This is a genomic window from Bacillus cereus group sp. N24 (assembly GCF_016483345.1).
Lineage (GTDB): Bacteria > Bacillota > Bacilli > Bacillales > Bacillaceae_G > Bacillus_A > Bacillus_A toyonensis.
The window spans coordinates 24,343-48,512 of sequence record NZ_JAEHCA010000031.1 but is presented as its reverse complement, the minus strand read 5'-3'; the positions used below and the strand labels follow the sequence as shown (position 1 = coordinate 48,512).

Here is a 24,170-nt window from a genome sequence, read left to right as displayed (position 1 = left end):
GAACACGGAAGTTAAGCTCTCTAGCGCCGATGGTAGTTGGGACCTTGTCCCTGTGAGAGTAGGACGTCGCCAAGCAACTAAAACACAAGTCTTTTGACTTGTGTTTTTTTTGTATTGTTAAACAGTGCATAAAAGAAGTAATGGTAATACAAACACGTTGCCCAAGAGTAAATCATATTATATAAGAGATGGATGTATATTTTTCTGTAAATTGTTAAGGAATAGAGGTATCAAATATGTTTATTTAAATACAGGGAGGGAAGGTTATGAAATTACAAAGTGAAATTTGCATTGTTTGTGAGACAAAAAGAGAAGAAGGTATATATGTTTATAATAATTTGATATGTCATGAATGTGAAAAAGATATGGTGAGTACTGAGACAGATGATCCAAAATATATACATTATTTAAAACAGCTTCGGAAGTTAGAAGTATCATATTTATAAATAGGCATCTGCCTATTATTTTTTTTTGCCTTAATATCTGTATAATAGATACAGAATGAATAATAAGGAAGAGATAGATATGAATCAAAAGCGTATGCCTTTATATGAGGCGTTAATAGAGTTTAAAGAAAGAGAACCACTGTCCTTTCATGTTCCAGGTCATAAGAATGGTCTAAACTTCCCTCAGGAAGCCATTGGGGAGTTTAAAGATATACTATCCATTGATGTAACCGAACTAACAGGGTTAGACGATTTACATAGTCCGTTTGAATGTATAGATGAAGCACAAAAATTATTAGCTGATGTATATGGTGCGGAAAAAAGTTATTTTTTAATTAATGGTTCAACGGTCGGAAATCTAGCAATGATTTTATCTTGCTGCGGTGAGCGTGATATTGTCCTTGTACAAAGAAATTGTCATAAATCAATCATTAATGGATTAAAACTAGCGGGTGCGAATCCAATTTTTCTAGACCCATGGATTGATGAGGCATATAACGTACCAGTAGGAATTGGTGATGAAGTTATTAAAGGGGCAATTAAAAGATATCCTAATGCTAAAGCCCTCATTTTAACGCATCCTAATTATTATGGTATGGGGATAGATTTAGAAGCAAGTATTGCTTATGCACATGCACATAAAATCCCTGTTTTAGTAGACGAAGCTCATGGAGCACACTTTTGCTTAGGGGAACCATTTCCAAAGTCAGCATTAGCATATGGTGCAGATATTGTGGTTCATTCTGCACATAAAACATTACCTGCAATGACAATGGGATCTTATTTACATATAAATAGTCATTTAGTGAATGAAGAAAGAGTTTCTGCTTATTTGAGTATGCTACAATCTAGTAGTCCGTCATATCCAATTATGGCTTCACTTGATATAGCGCGCTTTACACTAGCAAGTATAAAGGAAAAAGGTCATGATGAAATTGTCGAGTTTTTACGGAAATTTAAAAAAGGATTGTGTTCCATTTCGCAAATAGCTGTTTTACAATACCCGTTGCAAGATGATTTAAAGATTACTGTACAAACTCGTTGTCAGTTATCAGGGTATGAATTACAGTCTGTATTTGAAAGGGCCGAAATATATACAGAAATGGCAGATCCATATAATGTCCTACTTATTTTACCTCTACAAGCAAAAGAGGAGTACATGAGGGCTATAGAGATAATTCGAGTTGCGTTGGAACATTATGAGGTGAAAGACAAGAACGAATCTATTCGTTATACTTATAAAAGAGAATCCTCTCCTTTACCGTATACGTATAAACAATTAGAAGGATACAAAACAAAAGTAGTACCTATAGAAGAAGCGGTAGGGATGATAGCGGCGGAAATGATAATTCCGTATCCGCCTGGAATTCCATTGATTATGTATGGAGAGAGAATTACTTCAGAACATAAAGAACAAATTATGTATTTAGAGAAAACAGGAGCTCGTTTTCAAGGTAGCACGAAAGATATGAAAGTGTATGATATAGAAAGTAGGTTTTAGGATGAAGGGATTATTTGTAACAATTGAGGGGCCAGAAGGTTCGGGTAAAACAACGTTAATTAAAAAATTATTACCATACTTTGAGCAAAAAGAACAAAAGGTAATGGCGACGAGAGAACCAGGTGGTATAGCAATTTCTGAAGATATTAGAACAATTCTACATAAACAAGAATATACGATGATGGAAGCACGTACAGAGGCGCTTCTTTATGCTGCTGCACGTAGACAACATTTAGTAGAAAAAGTTATGCCAGCACTTAATGAGAACTATCTTGTATTATGTGATCGTTTTATAGATAGCTCTTTAGCGTATCAAGGATATGCAAGAGGCTTAGGAATGGATAAAGTATTTGAAATAAATCGCTTCGCAACAGAAGACTGTATGCCTAGTGTAACAATTTACTTAGATATTGAACCAGAGGTTGGTTTAGCGCGCATTGAAAAAGATGCAGGGCGTGAAGTGAATCGATTAGATATGGAAGATATCTCTTTCCATAAACGTGTACGTGAAGGGTATTTACAAGTTGTAGAACGTTTTTCTGATCGTATTGTATTAGTAAATGCTGATCAACCAATGGAAAAACTTATAGAAGAAGTTGTTCAGATTATAGAAGATAAATTGTTATAATAGAAGGAAAGAATGAAATAAGTGAGGTATGCATTATGACGAAGACGTGGGAGCAGCTTTCTGCTATACAGCCCATCGGTGTAAAAATGTTGATGAATAGCATTGCAAAAGAGCGTATATCCCACGCTTACTTGTTAGAAGGAGGGAAAGGAACAGGGAAGTTTGCAACAGCGATTCAAATGGCAAAGAGTTTCCTCTGCTCTCAAAGGAATGGGGTAGAACCATGTCATGTATGTACAAATTGTAAACGAATTGACTCAGGTAACCACCCTAACCTACATATTGTAAAACCAGATGGATTATCTATTAAAAAGCAGCAAATTCATGATTTACAGGAAGAATTTTCAAAAACAGGATTAGAGGCAAATAAAAAAGTTTATATTATCGAGCATGCAGATCGTATGACAGCAAATGCGGCGAATACACTATTGAAATTTTTAGAGGAACCGAGTAGTGATACAACAGCTATTTTACTTACTGAACAAAGTCATCAAATTTTAAATACGATTTTATCCCGCTGTCAAGTTGTTACATTTAGACCGTTACCTACGGAGTCTTTAAGTAGAAGATTACAGGATGAAGGCATTACATCCTCTTTATCAACTCTAGCTGCACAGCTTACGAATAGTTTTGATGAAGCTTTAGCTTTATGTAATGATGAATGGTTTGCACAAGCACGAACTTTAGTGATAAAATTATGTGAAGCGCTCGAAAAAGATAAAGCCTCTATTTTTTTTGTACAAGAAAAATGGGGAAAACACTTTGGAGAGAAAGAACAGTTACAGCAAGGTTTAGATATGTTGCTCCTTATTTATAAGGATTTATTATATGTTCAACTTGGAGAAGAAGATCGTCTTGTTTTTCATGAGCAGAAAGAGATGTTTGAATCTTTTTCCTATGCTCAGAAGCGCATTGTATCAGCTCTCTTTAATATATTAGAGGCAAAAAATAGAATCAACGCTAATGTAAATGCGCAGCTTGTGTTCGAACAGTTAGTGTTGCGGTTGCAGGAGGGATGACCGTTTTGTATGATGTAGTAGGTGTTCGCTTTAAGAAGGCCGGCAAGGTATATTACTTTGATCCGAATCAGTTCGATATCTCTGAGAATGAGTTTGTAATTGTAGAAACGGTAAGAGGTATTGAATACGGAAAAGTAGTTATTACCAAAAAGCAAGTTGATGAAAACGATGTTGTATTACCGTTAAAAAAGGTTATTCGTATCGCAAATGAAAATGATCGTACCATTGTTGACGAGAACAAACATGCTGCGAAAGAGGCATATCAAGTTTGTCAACAAAAGGTAGTAGAGCATAATCTAGATATGAAACTTGTAGATGTAGAGTATACGTTCGATCGTAATAAGATTATTTTCTACTTTACTGCAGATGGTCGGATTGATTTCCGCGAACTAGTGAAAGACTTAGCGGCAATTTTTAGGACGAGAATTGAACTAAGACAAATTGGTGTTCGTGATGAAGCGAAGATGCTTGGTGGTATTGGTCCATGTGGTCGTATGCTTTGTTGTTCTACTTTTTTAGGAGATTTTGAACCTGTATCCATTAAAATGGCAAAGGATCAAAATTTATCATTAAATCCTGCAAAAATTTCTGGTTTATGTGGTCGCTTAATGTGTTGCTTAAAATATGAGAATGATGAATATGAGGCAGCAAAGGAACAACTTCCTGATTTAGATCAACGTATACAAACACCACATGGTACTGGCCGTGTTATCGGATTAAATATTTTAGAAAGATTAATTCAAGTGGAGCTAGTAGACAAGGAACGGATAGTAGAATATACGTTAGATGAGTTAGTGAATAAAGGGGTCGTTTCGAGTCAAACCACAGATTAATGAGGTGGGTGCTTGTGGAGAAAAAAGATATTTTTGCATCGGTTTCTAGTATGGAAGAGCAAATTGGACATTTATATAAACAGTTGGGTGAATTAAAACAACATCTTGCAGAGTTGTTGGAAGAAAATCAACATATAAAAATGGAAAATGAAAATTTGCGACACCGTTTTGAAGAAGTGCAGAATAAAGAAAAACAAAAAGCTCAAAAACGTAAAGAAGTGAAGCCGAAGACGGATATTGGTGAAGGCTATGACAATTTAGCAAGACTATATCAAGAAGGTTTCCATATTTGCAATCTACATTATGGAAGTGTACGTAAAGAGGGAGATTGTTTATTCTGTCTGTCATTTTTAAATAAAAAGTGAAATTACCTTTCCAATTATAATTGGAAAGGTAATTTTTTATACATGAGAATAGAACAAAATGTATTTGTATATTAGTAGAAGATGAAATAGGGTAGGTTAAGTGTAAGAAAAGGAGTAATATATGAATTTATACGAAGATGAACGTTTAGATTATTTATTAGCGCAAGATATGAAGATTATACAAAGCCCATCGGTGTTTAATTTCTCTTTAGATGCCGTTTTACTTGCAGATTTTGCTTGGGTGCCAATTCAAAAAGGAAATTTACTTGATTTGTGCACAGGCAATGCGGTTGTTCCCCTTCTATTAAGCACGAGAACAAAAGGGAATATTACAGGTGTGGAAATTCAAGAACGTTTATATGATATGGGAATAAGAAGTGTTCAATACAATAAGCTAGAAGAAAGAATTCACCTCATACATGGAGATTTGAAAGATATGCCAGAGAAACTTGGGCGCCATCAATATGATGTTGTTACGTGTAACCCTCCTTATTTTCAAACACCTCAAACGTCTGAGAAAAATATGAATGAACATTTAGCAATAGCTCGTCATGAAATTATGTGTACGTTAGAAGATGTTGTATCCGCAAGTAGTCAGCTAGTAAAACAAGGCGGGAAAGTAGCATTTGTACATCGCCCAGGTCGTTTACTCGACATTGTTACATTAATGCGTAAATACAAAATTGAGCCAAAGCGTGTGCGATTTGTTTATCCTAAGGCAGGTAAGGAAGCAAATACATTGTTAATTGAAGGAATTAAGGATGGGAACGCAGATTTGAAAATCCTACCGCCTCTTTTTGTATACGAAGAAAATAACGAATATACAAAGGAGATTCGTTCAATTTTATATGGAGAAGAATAAGCATTGTTTTTATGTGGTGGAATGTTCTGATGGAAGTTATTATGCTGGATATACAAATCATATAGAAAAACGGATTCAGACTCATAATAGTGGAAAAGGTGCTAGATATACACGTGCTAGACTTCCAGTTGTTTTAAGGTATGTAGAGAATCATGAGGATAAACGAACAGCTATGCAGGCTGAATATCATTTTAAGCAGTTAACGAGAAAACAAAAAGAAGAATATATGCAAAAAGGAGAACGCTATGTGGCAGCAAAAAAGCTTTCAACAAAATGAAAAGGGGATGTTATATCTAGTACCTACTCCAATTGGAAATTTAGAAGATATGACATTTCGTGCAATTCGGATTTTAAAAGAGGCAGATGTTATTGCAGCGGAAGATACAAGACAAACAAAAAAACTTTGTAATTATTTCGAAATTGAAACACCTGTCATGAGTTACCATGAGCATAATAAAGAAGTAAGTGGAAAGAAAATATTAGAGAAGCTAGAGGAAGGGAAGAATATAGCGCTTGTTAGTGATGCTGGTATGCCGTGTATTTCCGATCCAGGCTACGATATTGTTGTCGAGGCCGTAGCTGAGCAATATCATGTGGTTCCGCTTCCTGGGGCAAATGCAGCCCTTACAGCGTTAATTGCATCCGGTCTTGAAACAAAGCAGTTTTATTTCTATGGATTTTTACAAAGAAATAAAAAGGAAAGAAAAATGGAATTAGAAAAACTTCGCTATGTGCAAACTACAATGATGTTTTATGAAGCACCTCATCGTCTAGATGACACTTTAATCTCGATGCAAGAAGTGTTAGGCAATAGAGAAATTGTATTATGTCGAGAGTTAACGAAAAAGTTTGAGGAATTTATTCGAGGAACAATCGAAGAAACAATTGAATGGACGAAGCAAAATGAAGTTCGTGGTGAGTTTTGCATTTTAGTAGCTGGTTCAACGGAAGAACCTGCTCCAGAAGAACAATGGTGGGAATCTATTTCAGTATATGATCATATTGAACATTATATAAATGAAAAAGGCATGAATTCAAAAGAGGCGATAAAAACAGTCGCTAAAGATCGGGATTTGTCGAAACGCGATGTATATCAAATCTATCATGTCGATAAAAAATAAGCTTCTCATAATTGAGAAGCTTATTTTGCTGTTTCGATATAATCTTGAAGTTCGTTTAAGATTTGCTCAGCGCCTTCTTTGCTTAAGATAATTTTACCTTCAGCTAAAGATAGGTTACCATCAGATACTTCACCAGTTACTTGGCAAGTCATGTTTGGTTTATATTTTTTTAAGATGATTTTTTCGTCATCAACATAGATTTCAAGTGCATCCTTTTCTGCAATACCTAAAGTACGGCGTAATTCGATTGGAATTACAACACGACCTAATTCATCAACTTTACGAACAATACCAGTAGATTTCATAATTCTTTTCCTCCTAAATAAATAGTTTATAAGTTTCGAGTCTATTTTTTTGATTCGTCATTTTTCGACAAAATACCCTATGGACATATGATACCAATCATTTACATTTCCGTCAATTCTTAAATTCTATATTTTTTAAAAAGATTTATAGATTTCTTACTTCTTATATATAATAGAATGGGAGTAATTTTTGCAATTATTTTCTGAAAAATATATTTATTTAAAAGTAGGGTTGTATATTTTGTTTGAATATGAGTAATAGATGATAAAGATATGTAGCATTAACTGGTGTTTGTCCCGCGTTAACGAGCAATAAGATTCCCGCTTTAAAATGCGGTTGGAGCAAAGAAGTTAAGTTGGAGTCGGGCTGCTCGTAAAAGCTTGATTAGTGAGAGTTAATAATTTGTGGGGGATAAACACCCCTACGGATTAAAGTTTCACTTTATATATGAGTTTTTGATATACTATTTATAAATACATATGAGGTTATTCGGGAGGTCCAAAACAATGACAAAGGAAAATAAGTCCTTTTATATTACTACCCCAATTTATTATCCAAGTGGAAAGTTACACATTGGACATGCTTATACGACAGTAGCAGGAGATGCAATGGCACGATATAAGCGTATGCAAGGCTACAATGTTCATTATCTAACAGGAACTGATGAGCATGGGCAGAAAATCCAAAAGAAAGCAGAAGAGTTAAATGTGACACCACAAGCATACGTGGATAATATTGTTGCAGGAATTAAAGAGCTTTGGGAGAAAATGGATATCTCTTATGATGATTTTATTCGCACAACTGAAGATCGTCACAAAGATGTTGTCGAAAAGATCTTCAAGCAACTAGTAGACCAAGGTGATATTTATCTTGATGAATATGAAGGTTGGTATTCTGTACAAGATGAAACATTCTATACAGCGCATCAATTAGTAGATCCAATTATGGAAGGTGACAAAGTAGTTGGAGGAAAAAGTCCAGATAGTGGTCATGATGTAGAACTTGTTCGTGAAGAATCATATTTCTTTAGAATGGGTAAATATGTCGACAGACTATTAAAGTTCTATGAAGATAATCCACATTTTATTCAGCCAGAGTCTCGTAAAAATGAAATGATTAATAACTTCATTAAACCAGGATTAGAAGATTTAGCAGTTTCTCGTACTTCATTTGATTGGGGAGTTCGTGTTCCAGGCAACCCAAAACATGTTATTTACGTATGGGTTGATGCATTATCTAACTACATTACAGCATTAGGTTATGGAACAGAAAATGAAGAGATGTATAAGAAATTCTGGCCGGCAGATGTGCATTTAGTCGGAAAAGAAATTGTTCGTTTCCATACAATTTATTGGCCAATCATTTTAATGGCATTAGATTTACCTCTTCCGAAAAAGGTCTTTGCTCATGGCTGGATTTTAATGAAGGATGGAAAAATGAGTAAGTCAAAAGGAAACGTAGTAGATCCAGTTACATTAATTGATCGTTACGGATTAGATGCATTACGTTATTACTTACTTCGAGAAGTTCCGTTCGGATCTGATGGTGTATTCACACCAGAAGGATTTGTTGAACGTATCAACTTCGATTTAGCAAATGACTTAGGTAACTTATTAAATCGTACAGTAGCTATGATTGATAAGTACTTTAACGGAGAAATACCTGCATTTAAAGCAAATGTAACGGAATTCGATGAAACGTTAGTAACGTTTGCAAAAGATACATTGCAAAAAGTAGAAGACGCAATGGAAAATATGGAATTCTCTGTAGCGCTAAGCTCAATTTGGCAATTGGTTAGCCGTACGAATAAATATATTGATGAAACACAACCGTGGGTATTAGCGAAGGATGAAAATGATCGTGAAAAGTTAGCTTCTGTAATGGCTCATTTAGCAGAAGTACTTCGTCAAACAGGTATTATGCTTATGCCATTCTTAACAGTAGCACCAAGCAAGATGTTTGCTCAACTTGGTCTTACTGAAGAAGCACATAAATCTTGGGAAAGCCTATCTACAATTGGATGTATTCCAGGTGGAACAAAAGTAGAAAAAGGAAACCCAATTTTCCCTCGTTTGGAAATGGAAGTAGAAGTAGAGTATATTAAAGAACAAATGAAGAGCTCTGCGCCTAAAGTAGAAGAGAAAAAAGAAGAAGAACCGCAGGCAGAAGAAATTACAATTGATGATTTCTTTAAAGTAGAATTACGAGTAGCTGAAGTAATATCGGCTGAACCTGTAAAAAAAGCAGATAAGCTGTTAAAAATCCAGCTTGATTTAGGTACAGAAAAGCGCCAGGTTGTTTCAGGTATCGCAAAATTCTATTCTCCGGAAGACTTACAAGGTAAAAAAGTTATTTGTGTAACAAACTTAAAACCTGTAAAATTACGCGGTGAATTATCACAAGGTATGATTTTAGCGGGTGAAGAGAATGGAGTATTGTCATTAGCAACAATCGACCAAAATCTTCCGAATGGTACAAAAATCAAGTAATTAAGGCAAGAAAAGAGATGTTTCACGTGTAACATGTGTGAAGCGTCTTTTTTCTTTTTAAATTTCCTTTTTTTGCATTAAAATTGTAGTATTGTTATCGTTGAGTTAGAAAGAAAATCGTTTTTCTCTATGATAGAATTGATTTCAATATAAAAGGAGTTATTTATTATGTTGTTTGATACACATTCACATTTAAATGCAGAGCAGTTTGAAGAAGATTTACAAGAAGTTATTGCACGAATGAAAGAAGCTGGAGTTACATATACAGTTGTTGTTGGATTTGATGAAGTAACGATAAAAAAAGCGATTGAATTAGCTGAGGCTTATGATTTTATTTACGCTGCAGTTGGATGGCATCCTGTAGATGCTATCGACATGAAAGAAGAACATTTAGCTTGGTTAGAAGAATTAGCTTCACATCCTAAAGTCGTTGCAATTGGAGAAATGGGACTAGATTATCACTGGGATAAGTCTCCTAAAGAAATACAGAAGGAAGTATTCCGTAAACAAATTGCATTAGCTAAAAAAGTGAAATTACCAATCATTATACATAATCGTGATGCAACTCAAGATATTGTTGATATTCTAGAGGAAGAGAATGCGGCTGAAGTAGGAGGTATTATGCATTGCTTTAGCGGTAGTGTCGAAGTAGCACAGCGATGTGTTGATATGAACTTTTTAATTTCATTAGGTGGACCGGTTACATTTAAAAATGCTAAGAAACCGAAAGAAGTTGCAGTAGAGATTCCTTTAGAGAAATTGTTAATAGAGACGGATTGTCCATATTTAACACCACATCCATTTCGAGGGAAGCGAAATGAACCGAGTTATGTAAAGCTTGTAGCAGAAGAAATTGCGAATTTAAAAGGGATTTCTTATGAGGAAGTAGCAGAAGTTACAACAAAAAATGCAAAGGCTTTATTTGGTGTTGAATAAAAAAGGAATGGGAGAACCCATTCTTTTTTATTTTTTGAGAAAAGAAATAGTAGAAGTGAAAGAGAAGATAAGGGGAAATGAGGAAGTGTTACAATAAGGAGAGAGAACAAAGTTTGTACCAGTCTATTTTTTAAAATGTAAGAATGGGGAAAATAATAATGGAAAAGTCGTCATTTTTTTGTTTTACTAAGTAGAGACGAAATGAGTGTGGAGGCAAGCATGAAAATTAAAGAGATTATCGTTGTAGAAGGTAAAGATGATACAGTTGCAATTAAGCGTGCTGTTGATGCGGATACAATTGAAACGAACGGTTCAGCAATCGGTGATCATGTTATTGAGCAAGTTAAATTAGCGCAGCAAAAACGAGGCGTTATTATTTTTACAGATCCGGATTATCCAGGAGAGCGTATTCGAAAAATCATTTCTGACAAGGTACCTGGATGTAAGCATGCTTTCTTACCGAAGGAAGAAGCGCTTGCTAAAAGAAAAAAAGGTGTTGGAATTGAACACGCTTCTAATGAATCGATTCGCCGTGCTTTAGAGAATATACATGAAGAAATGGAAGCTTACACAAGTGAAATTAGTTGGAGTGATCTAGTCGATGCAGGCTTAGTGGGCGGAGAAATGGCAAAGAGTCGCAGAGAAAGAATGGGTAAGCTATTAAAGATTGGTTATACAAATGCAAAACAGTTACATAAACGTTTACAGATGTTTCAAGTTTCAAAAGAGACGTTTGCAGAAGCTTATAAACAAGTAATACAGGAGGAAAAGAAATGAAAGATATCGCAACGCCGAATCGTACGAAAGACATTGTTGAAAAGTATGGATTCTCATTCAAAAAAAGTTTAGGACAAAATTTCTTAATTGATACAAATGTATTAAATCGTATTGTTGATCACGCAGAAATCGGTTCAGAAAGTGGTGCAATTGAGATTGGACCAGGTATCGGTGCGTTAACAGAGCAGTTAGCGAAGCGTGCTAAAAAAGTGGTGGCTTTTGAAATTGATCAAAGATTATTACCAATTTTAGACGAGACGTTAGCTCCATATAGTAACGTTACAGTTATAAATAAAGATGTACTAAAGGCAGATGTACACGAAGTGTTTAGTGAGCAATTTGAAGAAGGACAAGATGTAATGGTAGTAGCTAATTTACCATACTATATTACAACGCCAATTTTATTTAAATTGCTTGAAGAAAAATTACCGGTTCGTGGATTTGTTGTTATGATGCAAAAAGAAGTTGGAGATCGTTTAGCTGCTAAACCTGGAACGAAAGAATATGGTTCTTTATCAATTGCTATTCAGTATTATACAGAGGTAGAAACGGTTATGACTGTACCGCGTACAGTGTTTGTACCACAACCAAATGTTGATTCTGCGATTATCCGTCTTCTAAAGCGTCCGAAACCAGTTGTAGAAGTGACAAATGAGACTTTCTTCTTTGAAGTAGTAAGAGCAAGTTTCGCACAGCGCCGTAAAACTTTAATGAATAATTTATCGAATAATTTAAATGGTTTCCCGAAAGATAAAGAGCTGTTGGATCGAATTTTAACAGAAGTAGGAATTGATCCAAAGCGAAGAGGCGAAACGCTATCTATCGAAGAGTTTGCAACATTAAGTAACGCATTAGTTCTTCATAAGTTATCATAAGGATATGAAAGGGACAGTTCAATTTGAGCTGTCCCTTTTGTCACCTTTCCTTTCCTAAATTCATACTTTAAAAACAGGTAAGATGGCCTAACGAGTTTGGAGGTAGGAGAATGGCTTTACATGTTGGAGAATTAGTGGAACGATATTCTCATAATAGGGATATCCTTTTTCGTATTATAGAAATAAAAGGCGAGATAGCTATATTGTTTGGGGAGGAAATTAGACTTGTGGCAGATGCGCCGCTTGAAGATTTAATTAGTATAGATCAACGAGAACATAAAAAAAGAGTAAAGCGTGAAAAAGAAACAATGGAGCGCACGTACCGTTTATTTCAACAAGATTATGTATTGATGAAACAAAGGCATGAACACACTTCAACTGGTGGATACACAAGTGAAGTGAATTACTTTCAAATGCCAGGACGCGTATTGCATATAGATGGGGACCCTTTGTATTTGCGCAAGTGCTTAGACCTATATAATAAAATTGGTGTTCCTGTACAAGGTGTTCATTGTAAGGAAACAGAGATGCACGAAAAGGTAGTAGACTTAATAGATCATTTCCGCCCAGACATTTTAGTTATTACAGGACACGATGCCTATACAAAATCCAAAGGGGTAAAGGGAGATTTAGCAGCATATAGGCATTCAAGGCATTTTGTACAGGCTGTCCGAGAAGTACGAAAAAAATATCCATCATTGGATCAACTCGTTATTTTTGCTGGGGCGTGTCAATCGCATTTCGAGGCGTTAATTCGAGCGGGTGCTAACTTTGCTAGTTCTCCGTCTAGGATTAACATTCATGCACTAGACCCTGTGTATGTGGTTGGTAAAATTAGCTTCACTTCATTTATGGAGAGAGTAAATGTATGGGATGTTGTACGTAATACGATTACTGGTGAAAAAGGACTAGGTGGAATTGAAACGAGAGGGATTTTACGAACAGGATTACCCTTCCAACATTATGAAGAATAAGCAAGGTACATACGTATCTTGCTTTTTTATGCGTAAGAGAATGAAATGAATTTGGATAAAAAGTGGTAAGAGCGTAAAGACTATACAATGATACTTTTACAATATAGTATTTCTTCTATCTATTCGAACGCATGATGCTTTTATAATGATATAGTCTGTGAATTGCGGTTAATAATTGGGATAGATATATCGTGTTTTAAGTGTTCAATCTAAATTACAGCGAGGTGTAGCAAGGTATATGTCAAAACGTTTAGATGAAATTAAAAGCGAATTAGATCACCATCTTGGACAGCGACTTATGTTAAAGGCGAATAGCGGAAGAAGAAAAACAGTGGAGCAATCAGGTGTACTTGCGGAAACTTATCGTTCTGTGTTTGTTGTACAGTTAGACCAACAAGAAGATGCATTGCAACGTGTATCTTATAGTTATGCAGATGTTTTAACAGAGACGGTAGAGTTAACATTTTATGGTGAACCCCATAATGAAATTATTTTATAACTCATGTGTCGTTACATATATTCCCACAAATGAAAAGTTATATTATTTTGCATACTAATTATACCGTAGCAAAATAAGGGGGGACTCTGCATTGAGTAGACGAAGAGGTGTCATGTCAAACCAGTTTAAAGAAGAGCTAGCAAAAGAGCTGGGCTTTTATGATGTTGTTCAGAAAGAAGGATGGGGCGGAATTCGTGCGAAAGATGCTGGTAATATGGTGAAACGCGCTATAGAAATTGCAGAACAGCAATTAATGAAACAAAACCAGTAGTTGTAAGATTACTTTCTATGCTACGGTAGCCGAGGAGAGATTCCTCGGCTTTTTGTACTCTGAAAGGTGCCATCATTTTACATAAGTAGTTTCATTCTGAATGCTTTTCGTTATAATTAGGGAAGTGTCATCGTCTTACTATAAATTTATGGTAAAATAAACGATAAAAGATTGAGTACATAGAGTGGGTGAATAGATTGAAGCTACTAGTGAAAGCACCAGCAAAGATTAATCTGTCGTTAGATGTACTGGGAAAAAGACAAGACGGATATCATGAAGTGAAAATGATTATGACAACAATTGATTTAGCGGATCGTTTAGAACTAATGGAATTAGCAGAAGACCGTATTGAAATTTTATCCCATAATCGGTATGTCCCAGACGACCAACGAAATTTAGCTTATCAAGCAGCGAAATTATTAAAAGAGAAGTTTAATGTGAAAAAAGGTGTATCTATTACTATTGAAAAAACGATTCCAGTAGCAGCTGGATTAGCAGGTGGAAGTAGTGATGCAGCAGCGACATTACGTGGTCTTAATAAATTATGGAATTTAGGGCTTACAATTGACGAATTAGCAGAGCTTGGCTCAGAAATTGGATCAGATGTATCGTTCTGTGTATATGGAGGGACAGCAATTGCCACTGGAAGAGGAGAGCGAATTGAGCATATAAAAACGCCACCTTCTTGTTGGGTTATTTTAGCGAAGCCACATATTGGTGTATCTACTGCTGATGTGTATGGAAATTTAAAACTAAATCGAGTTACACATCCAAATGTAGATAAAATGGTTGATGTCATCAATGCCGGGGATTACAAAGGGATTTGTGATACTGTTGGTAACGTCTTAGAAGATGTAACATTTAAGATGCATCCCGAAGTTGCTCGTATTAAAGCGCAGATGAAACGATTTGGAGCAGATGCTGTACTAATGAGTGGAAGTGGTCCAACTGTATTCGGACTTGTACACCATGATTCGCGAATGCATCGCATTTATAACGGATTAAAAGGATTTTGTGAACAAGTATATGCGGTACGTTTATTAGGAGAGCGAGAAACGCTTGAATAAAGACGTATAATACGTTATGATTTGTTTAGAATATTCGTGATTTGAGGTGGGCGTATGAAAATTAGACGAAGTACAAGATTAGTCGATATGACATATTACTTGTTACAAAACCCTCGTCAGCTAGTTTCTCTCACTTTTTTTGCTGAAAGGTATCAATCGGCTAAATCCTCTATTAGTGAAGATTTAGTTATTATTAAGCAAACGTTTGAACAACAAGGGGTCGGCACATTGCAAACGGTACCAGGAGCAGCAGGAGGAGTGAAATATATACCATATATAAGTGAAGAAGAGGCAGATCTAATTATTGATGAGCTTTGTAGCTTATTTGAAAATCCAGATCGTATTTTGCCTGGCGGTTACTTATACATGACAGATCTTTTAAGTAATCCTCGTCATATTAATGGTGCAGGTCGTTTGTTTGCTTCTGTCTTTGCTAGGCAACCAATCGATGCAGTTATGACGGTAGCAACAAAAGGGATTCCACTTGCTTATGCAGTGGCAAACTACTTAGATGTACCGGTAGTAATTGCGAGGAAAGATAATAAGGTAACAGAAGGTCCAACTGTTAGTATTAACTATGTATCAGGTTCTTCTAAACGAATACAAACAATGACGTTGGCAAAGCGTAGTCTTCCAGAGGGATCAAACGTTTTAATTATTGATGATTTCATGAAAGCTGGCGGAACAATTCAAGGTATGATGAGTATGCTAGAAGAGTTTAAGGCTAATGTTGTTGGTATCGGTGTATTAGTAGAATCCACAGATATCGAAGAACGACTTATTAATAACTTTGTATCATTAATTCGCCTTTCAGAAGTTGATGTGAAAGAAAAATCGATTCAAGTGGAGAAGGGGAATTATTCACTTACACCATTTGATGAAGGACTTGTAGAGGTTGAATAAAAAAGGTAAAGCAAATGGCTTTATCTTTTTTTTATTCTATTTATAAATTATAAAATAGATGGACAAACTGCTTTTCGTGCACTATTTTTAAAGAGTAAAAATAAATAATAAAAGGGTGAAAAAATATGAAAGTTGTTCAAACAAGCAGGGCACCACAAGCAATTGGACCTTATTCACAAGGGATTATTGTAAATAATATGTTTTACAGTTCAGGACAAATTCCATTAACAGCAAGTGGAGAGCTTGTAACGGGAGATGTAACAGTACAAACAGAACAAGTATTTGAAAATTTACAAGCAGTATTAGAAGAAGCAGGTGCTTCATTTGATACGGTAATAAAAACAACAGTATTCTTAAAAGATATGGATGATTTTAATGCTGTTAATGAAGTATACGGTTCTTATTTCTCTACTCATAAACCAGCACGTTCTTGTGTACAGGTAGCAAAATTACCAAAAGATGTTTCAGTTGAAATCGAAGTAATCGCCCTAGTTAAGTAACCTTTTGTAAGCGATAACCTCTACTAATCCTTATATTCAATTGCAATAAAAATTTTTATCTTAAAAATTTTTAAAAAATTAAAGGGAAAATAGAAAATTTGTGGAATTTATACAAATATATCGCTTATTTAGAAAAGGGTGGTGAACACAAGATGGAAGTGACTGACGTAAGATTACGCCGCGTAAACACAGAAGGCCGCATGAGAGCAATTGCCTCTATTACTCTAGACCATGAATTTGTTGTTCATGATATTCGTGTAATTGATGGTAATAATGGATTATTTGTAGCAATGCCAAGTAAACGTACTCCAGATGGAGAATTCCGTGACATTGCACATCCGATTAATTCTAATACACGCTCTAAAATTCAAGATGCGGTTTTAACGGAGTATCATCGTTTAGGCGAGTTAGAAGAGGTTGAGTTTGAAGAAGCAGGTGCTTCGTAAAATTCGAATGAAAAGGGCTTTTGAAAGAAAGTCTTATAATTTTGTAGCAAACTCCTGTAAGCATTTACAGGAGTTTGTTTTTTTTTGACTTTATATAATTTATATTTAAAACATTCATCGTTTATTAAAATGAAGAGAAGAAACTACTAATTTTTTCAAAATCATTTTAAATAGTATAGCTTATTTCTTAAAAAAGATACTAAAGAGTAAAACATCTTATAAGAATTATGGTAAAATTTAATAGTTAAAATGTGTTTCTTGAAATATATGATGATTTAGGATAATATCGTTAATGGATAAATAGGTTGCGATGGAGGGTCTATATGTCAAACAGATTTGCAGTGATTCTAGCTGCAGGTAAAGGCACACGTATGAAGTCTAAGCTATACAAAGTGCTGCATCCTGTATGTGGAAAACCTATGGTACAACACGTAGTCGATCAAGTAACTCAATTAGGATTGCAGAAACTTGTAACGGTCGTTGGACATGGTGCTGAAATGGTACAAGAACAGCTAGGAAACGTAAGTGAGTTTGCATTACAAGCAGAACAACTTGGTACAGCGCATGCTGTAGATCAAGCTGCTAGCGTACTTGCAAATGAAGAAGGAACAACTTTAGTTATTTGTGGTGATACACCTTTAATAACTGCTGAAACGATGGAAGCATTACTTCAGCAACACAAAGAAGCAGGAGCAATGGCAACTGTGCTAACAGCATACATAGAAGAGCCTGCTGGATATGGCCGTATCGTTCGTAACGAAAATGGTCATGTTGAAAAGATCGTTGAGCATAAGGATGCAAATGAAAAAGAATTAGCTATTAAAGAAATCAATACAGGTACGTATTGTTTTGATAATAAAGCTTTATTCGCTTCACTTTCTAAAGTTTCAAATGATAACGTACAAGGTGAATATTACCTTCCAGATGTTATTGAGATTTTAAAAAATGAAGGTCATATCGTATCAGCTTATCAAACAGAGCACTTCGATGAAACGTTAGGTGTTAACGACAGAGTCGCTCTATCGCAAGCGGAAATTATTATGAAAAATCGTATCAACCGAAAGAACATGGTAAATGGTGTTACAATTATTGATCCAAGTAACACGTATATTTCTGCTGATGCAATTATCGGTAGTGATACAGTTCTTCATCCAGGAACAATTATTGAGGGAAACACTGTAATTGGTTCTGATTGTGAAATTGGACCGCATACAGTAATTCGCGATAGTGAAATTGGAGATCGTACGACAATTCGTCAATCTACTGTACATGATAGTAAGCTTGGTACAGAAGTATCGGTTGGTCCATTTGCACATATTCGCCCAGATTCAGTTATTGGAGACGAAGTACGCGTTGGAAACTTCGTGGAAATCAAAAAAACTGTTTTTGGTAATAGAAGTAAAGCTTCACACTTAAGTTATATCGGGGATGCACAAGTTGGAGAAGACGTGAATCTTGGTTGTGGTTCAATTACGGTGAACTATGACGGCAAGAATAAATTTAAAACTGTGATTGGTAACGGGGTATTTATTGGATGTAATTCAAATCTTGTTGCTCCTGTAACAGTTGAAGATGGTGCTTATGTGGCAGCAGGCTCTACAATTACAGAGAATGTCCCATCAAAAGCATTATCGGTAGCACGTGCACGTCAAGTTAACAAAGAAGACTATGTTGATCAATTGCTGAATAAGAAAAAATCATAATGTGGAGGGTTAATCTAGATGTCGACTCAATATCTAAATTCTAATTTGAAAGTATTCTCTTTAAACTCTAATAAGGAACTTGCTGAGCAAATCGCAAAGCATATTGGAGTAGGACTAGGAAAATGTTCTGTTGATCGTTTTAGTGATGGAGAAGTTCAAATTAACATTGAAGAAAGTATCCGTGGTTGCGATGTATTCATTATTCAATCTACAAGCTTCCCAGTAAACGAACATATCATGGAATTACTTATTATGATCGATGCATTAAAGCGTGCATCTGCAAAAACAATTAATATTGTTATTCCTTACTATGGTTATGCGCGTCAAGACCGTAAAGCGCGTTCTCGTGAACCAATTACATCGAAACTTGTAGCAAACTTGCTTGAAACAGCAGGTGCAACTCGTGTAATCACTCTAGATTTACATGCTCCACAAATTCAAGGATTCTTTGATATCCCAATCGACCACTTAATGGGTGTACCGATTCTTTCAGATTACTTTGAAACAAAAGGTCTTAAAGACATCGTAATCGTATCACCTGACCATGGTGGTGTAACTCGTGCTAGAAAAATGGCAGATCGCCTAAAAGCGCCAATCGCTATTATTGATAAACGTCGTCCTCGTCCGAATGTATCAGAGGTAATGAACATTATCGGTAACATCGAAGGCAAAACAGCAATTTTAATTGATGACATCATTGATACAGCTGGTACAATTACATTAGCAGCAAACGCTCTTGTTGAGAACGGTGCTTCTGAAGTATATGCTTGCTGTACACACCCAGTATTATCTGGCCCAGCAATTGAACGTATTCAAAATTCGAATATTAAAGAGTTAGTTGTAACGAACTCTATCGTATTACCAGAAGAAAAGAAAATCGACAAAGTACATGAACTTTCAGTTGCTCCATTAATTGGAGAAGCAATCATTCGTGTATACGAAGAAGAATCTGTAAGTGTATTATTCAATTAATTGGATAGAATGAGACGTAACCAAGCTTGGTTACGTCTTTTCGTATCGAAAAAAGAAAGTAGTGGTACAAGAATGAAATTGATAGTAGGACTTGGGAACCCAGGTAGAGAATATGAATTAACAAGGCATAATATTGGATTTATGGCAATTGATGAACTTGCAAAGCGTTGGAACATTTCTTTGAATGAACAGAAGTTTAAAGGCGTATTTGGTGCAGGATTTGTTAATGGAGAAAAAGTAATCTTATTAAAGCCACTTACATATATGAATTTATCTGGGGAAAGTATTCGTCCACTTATGGATTACTATAAAATTGATGTTGATGATTTCGTTGTTATGTATGATGATTTAGATATCCCGGTAGGTAAATTACGCCTTCGTATGAAAGGGAGTGCCGGTGGACATAATGGCGTGAAATCAACAATTTCGCATTTAGGAACGCAAGAGTTTCAACGTATCCGTATGGGAATTGATCGCCCGAAAAATGGGATGAAGGTAGTAGATTACGTATTAGGACGTTTTACATCCGAAGAGATTCCTGATGTCAATCATTCCATTGAAAAAGCAGCGGATGCATGTGAAGAGTGGTTAAATAAGCCTTTTCTCCAAATCATGAATACTTTCAACAGTTAAGGTTATGATTGGGAATATTTTATTTTATTTTTACCCATACTAGTAGTAACTGGATATTTAGGAGGCTAGTATGGAAGGGTATTATTATTGTAGGCATTGCGGGAGTAATGTAGGCTCCGTTACCGCAGAAAAAGTATATAGCGACGTTTTATTTCAACTAACAGAGCAAGAGGTAGTAGAGATGATTCGTTTTCATGAGAATGGAAATATATATATAAAAACGATTTGTGAATCGTGCCAAGAAACGCTCGCATCTTATCCTGAGTATTATGAATATGAAAAATTTCTACAATAAAATGTTGTCGCTTTGGCATGTCCAAAGCATTTTTCTGTTTTCTTTTTCCAAAATATTTGCATAAAATATGGTGACTTGCTCTTTATGTTGAGAGGAGTTTTGATAATGATAGGTTTATTAGAGCAATTTTATAAAAATGAAGAAATACAATCGGTTATTAATGGGTTAGAAGATGGTTTAAAAGAACAACTTATATCAGGTATGGCAACATCTTCTCGTTCATTATTAATGGCAGCTTTATATAAAAAAACAAAGAAATCGCAACTTATTGTCACACACAATCTATATCAAGCACAAAAGGTACATGAAGATTTAGTGGCATTACTTGGTGAAAAAGATGTATGGCTGTACCCAGTAAACGAATTAATTGCATCAGAAATCGGTGTTGCAAGTCCAGAATTAAAAGCGCAACGCATTGAGGTGCTAAATCGTTTAGCGGCAGGAGAGAATGGGGTTATTGTAGCGCCAGTCGCAGGATTACGTAGATTTTTACCGATAAAAGAATTATGGAAGCAAAAGCAAATTGAAATTAATCTAGGGCAAGAGATTGATTTAGAGGCGCTCTTGCATACATTACATCATATTGGCTACGAACGTAAGTCGATGGTAGAAGCTCCGGGGGAGTTCAGTTTGCGCGGGGGCATATTAGATATTTACCCATTAACTGAAGAATTACCATTCCGTATTGAATTCTTCGATACAGAAGTCGATTCTATTCGATTATTTGATGTGGATGAACAGCGTTCTCAAGATAAAAAGGAAAGTGTTAAGTTTGGTCCGGCAACAGAGTTTTTATTTTCACAGGAAGAATTGAAATCGGGAATTAAGCATCTTGAAGAAGGTTTGACTAAGACGATGCAAAAACTTTCCGATGACAAATTAAAGACTGCAGTGCTTGAGACAGTAAGTCATGAAATTGAAATGTTGAAAAATGGCCAAAGTATAGAACAGATGTTTAAATATTTATCTATTTTCTATAAAGAACCTGCTAGTCTGATAGATTATTTACCAGAAGATGGTGTTGTAATTTTAGATGAAATCTCTCGTATTCAAGAAACAGCATCACATCTTGAAACGGAAGAAGCGGAATGGTATATATCACTTCTTGGTGAAGGAACAATAATTCAGGATTTATCTTTCTCCCACTCATTTGAGGGATTTCTTCATCATAAAAAAAGAAGTTTTGTATATTTAACGTTATTCTTACGCCATATAGCACATACGCATCCGCAAAACATTGTGAATGTGACATGTAAAACAATGCAAGATTTCCATGGGCAGATGCAGTTATTAAAAACTGAAATTGATAGATGGAATGAAGGGCACTTTACGACTGTTGTGCTTGGAACAGATGATGAACGTGTAAAAAAACTACAACATATTTTAAGTGATTATGATATTGAAGCGGATATTGTAGAGGGCACAGATATTTTATTGCCTGGAAGGTTACAGATTGCTGTAGGTGATTTACATGCAGGATTTGAAATGCCGATGCAAAAGCTCGTTGTCATTACTGAAAAGGAGCTTTTTCATAAGAAAGTTAAAAAATCACAACGTAAGCAAAAGTTATCTAATGCTGAGCGTATTAAAAGTTATTCGGAATTAAAAGTTGGAGATTATGTAGTTCATGTAAATCATGGTATAGGTAAATTTTTAGGTATTGAGACATTAGAGATTAATGGTGTTCATAAAGATTATTTAAATATTAAATATCAAGGTAACGATAAGCTATATGTTCCAATTGAACAAATCGATCAAGTTCAAAAATATGTGGGTTCTGAAGGTAAGGATCCAAAAGTTTATAAATTAGGCGGGAACGATTGGAAGAAGGTCAAAACGAAGGTTGAAAAATCTGTACAAGACATTGCAGATGACCTAATTAAATTATACGCTGAGCGCGAAGCTTCAAAAGGCTATGCATATACACCAGATACGGCAGAACAACAAGAATTTGAATCTTCCTTCCCGTATCAAGAGACAGATGACCAATTACGTTCTATTGAAGAAATTAAGAAAGATATGGAACGCGGACGTCCGATGGATAGGCTTCTTTGTGGTGATGTAGGATATGGAAAGACCGAAGTAGCTATTCGTGCAGCATTTAAAGCAATCATGGATGAAAAACAAGTTGCGATTTTAGTACCGACAACAATTCTGGCACAACAACACTATGAAACAATTCGAGAGCGTTTTCAAGATTACCCGATTAATATAGGGTTACTAAGTAGATTCCGCACGCGGAAACAACAAAACGAAACGCTTAAGGGGTTAAAAGATGGCACAGTAGATATTGTAATCGGAACGCATCGTATTTTATCTAAAGATGTTACTTATAAAGATTTAGGACTTCTTATTATTGATGAAGAACAAAGATTTGGTGTGACGCATAAAGAAAAAATTAAACAATTAAAAGCAAATGTTGATGTGTTAACCCTAACGGCAACGCCAATTCCACGTACACTTCACATGTCTATGCTTGGTGTGCGTGACTTATCTGTCATTGAAACGCCACCAGAAAATCGTTTCCCAGTCCAAACGTATGTGGTGGAATATAATCCAGCGTTAATGAGAGAAGCGATAGAGCGAGAGCTTGCAAGAGGTGGGCAAATTTACTTCTTATATAACCGCGTAGAGGATATCGAAAGAAAAGCAGATGAAATTTCGATGCTAGTTCCAGACGCTCGTGTAACATACGCACATGGGAAAATGAACGAAAGTGAATTAGAGTCTGTTATGCTATCTTTTTTAGAGGGACAGCATGATGTTCTTGTAAGTACAACAATTATTGAAACAGGTGTAGATATCCCGAACGTTAATACGTTAATTGTATTTGATGCAGATCGTATGGGACTATCGCAGTTGTATCAGCTTCGTGGGCGTGTTGGGCGTTCTAATCGCGTTGCATATGCATACTTTGCATACAAACGTGATAAAGTGCTATCAGAAGTTGCAGAGAGACGTCTACAAGCAATTAAAGAGTTCACAGAGCTTGGATCTGGTTTCAAAATTGCGATGAGAGATTTATCAATTCGTGGTGCGGGTAACTTGTTAGGGGCAGAACAACACGGGTTTATTGATTCTGTCGGATTTGATCTATATTCTCAAATGTTAAAAGATGCAATTGAACAGCGCAGAGGAACCGATGGAGTTGAAAATACAGTTAATGTTGAAATTGATTTAGAAGTAGATGCGTATTTACCAGATGCTTATATTTCAGATAGTAAACAAAAGATTATGATGTATAAACAATTTAGAGGTGTTTCTACAATTGAGGATATTGAAGAATTACAGGAAGAGATGATCGATAGATTTGGTGATTACCCACAAGAAGTTGGTTATTTATTACAAATTGCAAATATTAAAGTATTGGCAATGAAAGAACAAATCGAATTAATTAAGCAAAATAAATTTGAAGTAACAATTCTGTTCTCAGAACAAGCAAGCCAAAATATTGATGGTGGAAAATTATTCATGCTTGGAAATAGTTTTGGGCGTATGATCGGTCTTGGAATGGAAGGATCACAATTGAAAATCGTTATGAAAACGAATGGATTAGAGACATCGAAGTGGTTAACAATTGCTGAAAATTTATTAAAAGGCTTACCAGATGTAAAAAAAGAAGTAATAAATGCCTAATATTAGATAAAAAAATACAATTCGACGTGCATAGAAGAACTAATGTGTAAAATACTATGTCTAACAGTTGGTGATTTTTACATGAACAGGTAAATTCACCACTTTGATCATCA

At 35.4% G+C, this 24,170-nt stretch carries 26 protein-coding genes; 25 read left to right on the top strand and 1 reads right to left on the bottom strand.

Annotation, left to right across the window (positions count from 1 at the left end):
- The first annotated feature begins 266 nt into the window (after positions 1-266).
- From JDS95_RS26675 to rsmI, 9 genes are all read left to right on the top strand, one after another.
- Entirely contained in the window at positions 267-446 is a 180-nt protein-coding gene (locus JDS95_RS26675; protein ID WP_000776275.1) for a sigma factor G inhibitor Gin, read from the top strand.
- Positions 447-525: 79 nt separating this feature from the next.
- Entirely contained in the window at positions 526-1,947 is a 1,422-nt protein-coding gene (locus JDS95_RS26670; protein WP_144467648.1) for an aminotransferase class I/II-fold pyridoxal phosphate-dependent enzyme, read from the top strand.
- A gap of 1 nt (position 1,948) precedes the next feature.
- Positions 1,949-2,575, top strand: a complete 627-nt coding sequence (gene tmk, locus JDS95_RS26665; RefSeq protein WP_000677213.1) for a dTMP kinase — start codon at positions 1,949-1,951, stop codon at positions 2,573-2,575.
- A 35-nt stretch (positions 2,576-2,610) separates the two neighbouring features.
- Positions 2,611-3,594 carry a DNA polymerase III subunit delta' gene (gene holB, locus JDS95_RS26660; protein ID WP_000169572.1) on the top strand — a complete coding sequence of 328 codons (984 nt, stop codon included), beginning with the start codon at positions 2,611-2,613 and terminating at the stop codon, positions 3,592-3,594.
- A gap of 5 nt (positions 3,595-3,599) precedes the next feature.
- Positions 3,600-4,427 (top strand): PSP1 domain-containing protein, encoded by an 828-nt coding sequence (locus tag JDS95_RS26655; protein ID WP_000272428.1) that lies wholly within the window; start codon positions 3,600-3,602, stop codon positions 4,425-4,427.
- A 14-nt stretch (positions 4,428-4,441) separates the two neighbouring features.
- Complete coding sequence (yabA, locus tag JDS95_RS26650; RefSeq protein ID WP_000412058.1) at positions 4,442-4,792, top strand: DNA replication initiation control protein YabA; 351 nt, start codon at positions 4,442-4,444, stop codon at positions 4,790-4,792.
- A gap of 121 nt (positions 4,793-4,913) precedes the next feature.
- Positions 4,914-5,654 carry a tRNA1(Val) (adenine(37)-N6)-methyltransferase gene (locus JDS95_RS26645; RefSeq protein WP_001055362.1) on the top strand — a complete coding sequence of 247 codons (741 nt, stop codon included), beginning with the start codon at positions 4,914-4,916 and terminating at the stop codon, positions 5,652-5,654.
- Positions 5,641-5,931, top strand: coding sequence for a GIY-YIG nuclease family protein (locus JDS95_RS26640; protein WP_000414346.1), 291 nt, complete (start codon positions 5,641-5,643; stop codon positions 5,929-5,931). The genes JDS95_RS26645 and JDS95_RS26640 overlap by 14 nt, the downstream gene beginning before the upstream one ends.
- Positions 5,900-6,775, top strand: coding sequence for a 16S rRNA (cytidine(1402)-2'-O)-methyltransferase (rsmI, locus tag JDS95_RS26635; protein ID WP_000267797.1), 876 nt, complete (start codon positions 5,900-5,902; stop codon positions 6,773-6,775). Before JDS95_RS26640 ends, rsmI begins: the two co-directional genes overlap by 32 nt.
- Before the next feature lie 20 nt (positions 6,776-6,795).
- On the opposite strand, the gene JDS95_RS26630 is transcribed toward rsmI, so the two are convergent.
- A complete protein-coding gene (locus tag JDS95_RS26630) occupies positions 6,796-7,080 on the bottom strand; it encodes an AbrB/MazE/SpoVT family DNA-binding domain-containing protein (protein ID WP_000843036.1) in 285 nt (94 codons plus the stop codon).
- Between the two features lie 507 nt (positions 7,081-7,587).
- Between JDS95_RS26630 and metG the strand changes: the two genes are divergently transcribed.
- The 16 genes from metG to mfd all read left to right on the top strand — a co-directional run bounded on the left by metG (position 7,588) and on the right by mfd (position 24,057).
- Positions 7,588-9,570: a methionine--tRNA ligase gene (metG, locus tag JDS95_RS26625; RefSeq protein WP_000159673.1), complete on the top strand. Its 1,983-nt coding sequence runs from the start codon at positions 7,588-7,590 to the stop codon at positions 9,568-9,570.
- A gap of 168 nt (positions 9,571-9,738) precedes the next feature.
- Positions 9,739-10,506, top strand: coding sequence for a TatD family hydrolase (locus JDS95_RS26620; RefSeq protein ID WP_000895828.1), 768 nt, complete (start codon positions 9,739-9,741; stop codon positions 10,504-10,506).
- A gap of 219 nt (positions 10,507-10,725) precedes the next feature.
- Complete coding sequence (gene rnmV, locus JDS95_RS26615; protein ID WP_000692838.1) at positions 10,726-11,283, top strand: ribonuclease M5; 558 nt, start codon at positions 10,726-10,728, stop codon at positions 11,281-11,283.
- The gene (gene rsmA, locus JDS95_RS26610; protein ID WP_000651557.1) at positions 11,280-12,158 is read left to right on the top strand and encodes a 16S rRNA (adenine(1518)-N(6)/adenine(1519)-N(6))-dimethyltransferase RsmA; all 879 of its coding nucleotides are present in this window, start codon (positions 11,280-11,282) and stop codon (positions 12,156-12,158) included. Before rnmV ends, rsmA begins: the two co-directional genes overlap by 4 nt.
- A gap of 110 nt (positions 12,159-12,268) precedes the next feature.
- Entirely contained in the window at positions 12,269-13,132 is an 864-nt protein-coding gene (gene yabG / locus JDS95_RS26605; protein ID WP_001173740.1) for a sporulation peptidase YabG, read from the top strand.
- Positions 13,133-13,370: 238 nt separating this feature from the next.
- Entirely contained in the window at positions 13,371-13,631 is a 261-nt protein-coding gene (gene veg / locus JDS95_RS26600; protein ID WP_000044348.1) for a biofilm formation stimulator Veg, read from the top strand.
- Positions 13,632-13,722: 91 nt separating this feature from the next.
- Complete coding sequence (sspF, locus tag JDS95_RS26595; protein ID WP_001985066.1) at positions 13,723-13,902, top strand: acid-soluble spore protein SspF; 180 nt, start codon at positions 13,723-13,725, stop codon at positions 13,900-13,902.
- A gap of 197 nt (positions 13,903-14,099) precedes the next feature.
- Positions 14,100-14,969 (top strand): 4-(cytidine 5'-diphospho)-2-C-methyl-D-erythritol kinase, encoded by an 870-nt coding sequence (ispE, locus tag JDS95_RS26590; protein WP_000772089.1) that lies wholly within the window; start codon positions 14,100-14,102, stop codon positions 14,967-14,969.
- Between the two features lie 54 nt (positions 14,970-15,023).
- A complete protein-coding gene (gene purR / locus JDS95_RS26585; protein ID WP_000702479.1) occupies positions 15,024-15,872 on the top strand; it encodes a pur operon repressor in 849 nt (282 codons plus the stop codon).
- A gap of 125 nt (positions 15,873-15,997) precedes the next feature.
- Entirely contained in the window at positions 15,998-16,372 is a 375-nt protein-coding gene (locus JDS95_RS26580; RefSeq protein WP_085451297.1) for a RidA family protein, read from the top strand.
- 152 nt (positions 16,373-16,524) lie between these two features.
- Complete coding sequence (spoVG, locus tag JDS95_RS26575; RefSeq protein WP_000454042.1) at positions 16,525-16,818, top strand: septation regulator SpoVG; 294 nt, start codon at positions 16,525-16,527, stop codon at positions 16,816-16,818.
- A 323-nt stretch (positions 16,819-17,141) separates the two neighbouring features.
- Positions 17,142-18,521: a bifunctional UDP-N-acetylglucosamine diphosphorylase/glucosamine-1-phosphate N-acetyltransferase GlmU gene (glmU, locus tag JDS95_RS26570; RefSeq protein WP_000071045.1), complete on the top strand. Its 1,380-nt coding sequence runs from the start codon at positions 17,142-17,144 to the stop codon at positions 18,519-18,521.
- Positions 18,522-18,539: 18 nt separating this feature from the next.
- A complete protein-coding gene (locus JDS95_RS26565) occupies positions 18,540-19,493 on the top strand; it encodes a ribose-phosphate diphosphokinase (protein WP_000107420.1) in 954 nt (317 codons plus the stop codon).
- Positions 19,494-19,565: 72 nt separating this feature from the next.
- Positions 19,566-20,126, top strand: coding sequence for an aminoacyl-tRNA hydrolase (pth, locus tag JDS95_RS26560; protein WP_079520253.1), 561 nt, complete (start codon positions 19,566-19,568; stop codon positions 20,124-20,126).
- 70 nt (positions 20,127-20,196) lie between these two features.
- Entirely contained in the window at positions 20,197-20,421 is a 225-nt protein-coding gene (locus JDS95_RS26555; protein ID WP_000399443.1) for an anti-sigma-F factor Fin family protein, read from the top strand.
- Positions 20,422-20,526: 105 nt separating this feature from the next.
- The gene (gene mfd / locus JDS95_RS26550) at positions 20,527-24,057 is read left to right on the top strand and encodes a transcription-repair coupling factor (RefSeq protein WP_000579697.1); all 3,531 of its coding nucleotides are present in this window, start codon (positions 20,527-20,529) and stop codon (positions 24,055-24,057) included.
- Positions 24,058-24,170 lie beyond the last annotated feature (113 nt).

Excerpts from the sequence above, each read along its gene's own strand:
- JDS95_RS26675 (WP_000776275.1), top strand. The coding sequence starts at position 267 with ATGAAATTACAAAGTGAAATTTGCATTGTTTGTGAGACAAAAAGAGAA.
- JDS95_RS26670 (WP_144467648.1), top strand. The coding sequence starts at position 526 with ATGAATCAAAAGCGTATGCCTTTATATGAGGCGTTAATAGAGTTTAAA.
- tmk (WP_000677213.1), top strand. The coding sequence starts at position 1,949 with ATGAAGGGATTATTTGTAACAATTGAGGGGCCAGAAGGTTCGGGTAAA.
- holB (WP_000169572.1), top strand. The coding sequence starts at position 2,611 with ATGACGAAGACGTGGGAGCAGCTTTCTGCTATACAGCCCATCGGTGTA.
- JDS95_RS26645 (WP_001055362.1), top strand. The coding sequence starts at position 4,914 with ATGAATTTATACGAAGATGAACGTTTAGATTATTTATTAGCGCAAGAT.
- JDS95_RS26640 (WP_000414346.1), top strand. The coding sequence starts at position 5,641 with ATGGAGAAGAATAAGCATTGTTTTTATGTGGTGGAATGTTCTGATGGA.
- rsmI (WP_000267797.1), top strand. The coding sequence starts at position 5,900 with ATGTGGCAGCAAAAAAGCTTTCAACAAAATGAAAAGGGGATGTTATAT.
- JDS95_RS26630 (WP_000843036.1), bottom strand. The coding sequence starts at position 7,080 with ATGAAATCTACTGGTATTGTTCGTAAAGTTGATGAATTAGGTCGTGTT.
- metG (WP_000159673.1), top strand. The coding sequence starts at position 7,588 with ATGACAAAGGAAAATAAGTCCTTTTATATTACTACCCCAATTTATTAT.
- JDS95_RS26620 (WP_000895828.1), top strand. The coding sequence starts at position 9,739 with ATGTTGTTTGATACACATTCACATTTAAATGCAGAGCAGTTTGAAGAA.
- rnmV (WP_000692838.1), top strand. The coding sequence starts at position 10,726 with ATGAAAATTAAAGAGATTATCGTTGTAGAAGGTAAAGATGATACAGTT.
- rsmA (WP_000651557.1), top strand. The coding sequence starts at position 11,280 with ATGAAAGATATCGCAACGCCGAATCGTACGAAAGACATTGTTGAAAAG.
- yabG (WP_001173740.1), top strand. The coding sequence starts at position 12,269 with ATGGCTTTACATGTTGGAGAATTAGTGGAACGATATTCTCATAATAGG.
- veg (WP_000044348.1), top strand. The coding sequence starts at position 13,371 with ATGTCAAAACGTTTAGATGAAATTAAAAGCGAATTAGATCACCATCTT.
- purR (WP_000702479.1), top strand. The coding sequence starts at position 15,024 with ATGAAAATTAGACGAAGTACAAGATTAGTCGATATGACATATTACTTG.
- JDS95_RS26580 (WP_085451297.1), top strand. The coding sequence starts at position 15,998 with ATGAAAGTTGTTCAAACAAGCAGGGCACCACAAGCAATTGGACCTTAT.
- spoVG (WP_000454042.1), top strand. The coding sequence starts at position 16,525 with ATGGAAGTGACTGACGTAAGATTACGCCGCGTAAACACAGAAGGCCGC.
- glmU (WP_000071045.1), top strand. The coding sequence starts at position 17,142 with ATGTCAAACAGATTTGCAGTGATTCTAGCTGCAGGTAAAGGCACACGT.
- JDS95_RS26565 (WP_000107420.1), top strand. The coding sequence starts at position 18,540 with ATGTCGACTCAATATCTAAATTCTAATTTGAAAGTATTCTCTTTAAAC.
- pth (WP_079520253.1), top strand. The coding sequence starts at position 19,566 with ATGAAATTGATAGTAGGACTTGGGAACCCAGGTAGAGAATATGAATTA.
- JDS95_RS26555 (WP_000399443.1), top strand. The coding sequence starts at position 20,197 with ATGGAAGGGTATTATTATTGTAGGCATTGCGGGAGTAATGTAGGCTCC.
- mfd (WP_000579697.1), top strand. The coding sequence starts at position 20,527 with ATGATAGGTTTATTAGAGCAATTTTATAAAAATGAAGAAATACAATCG.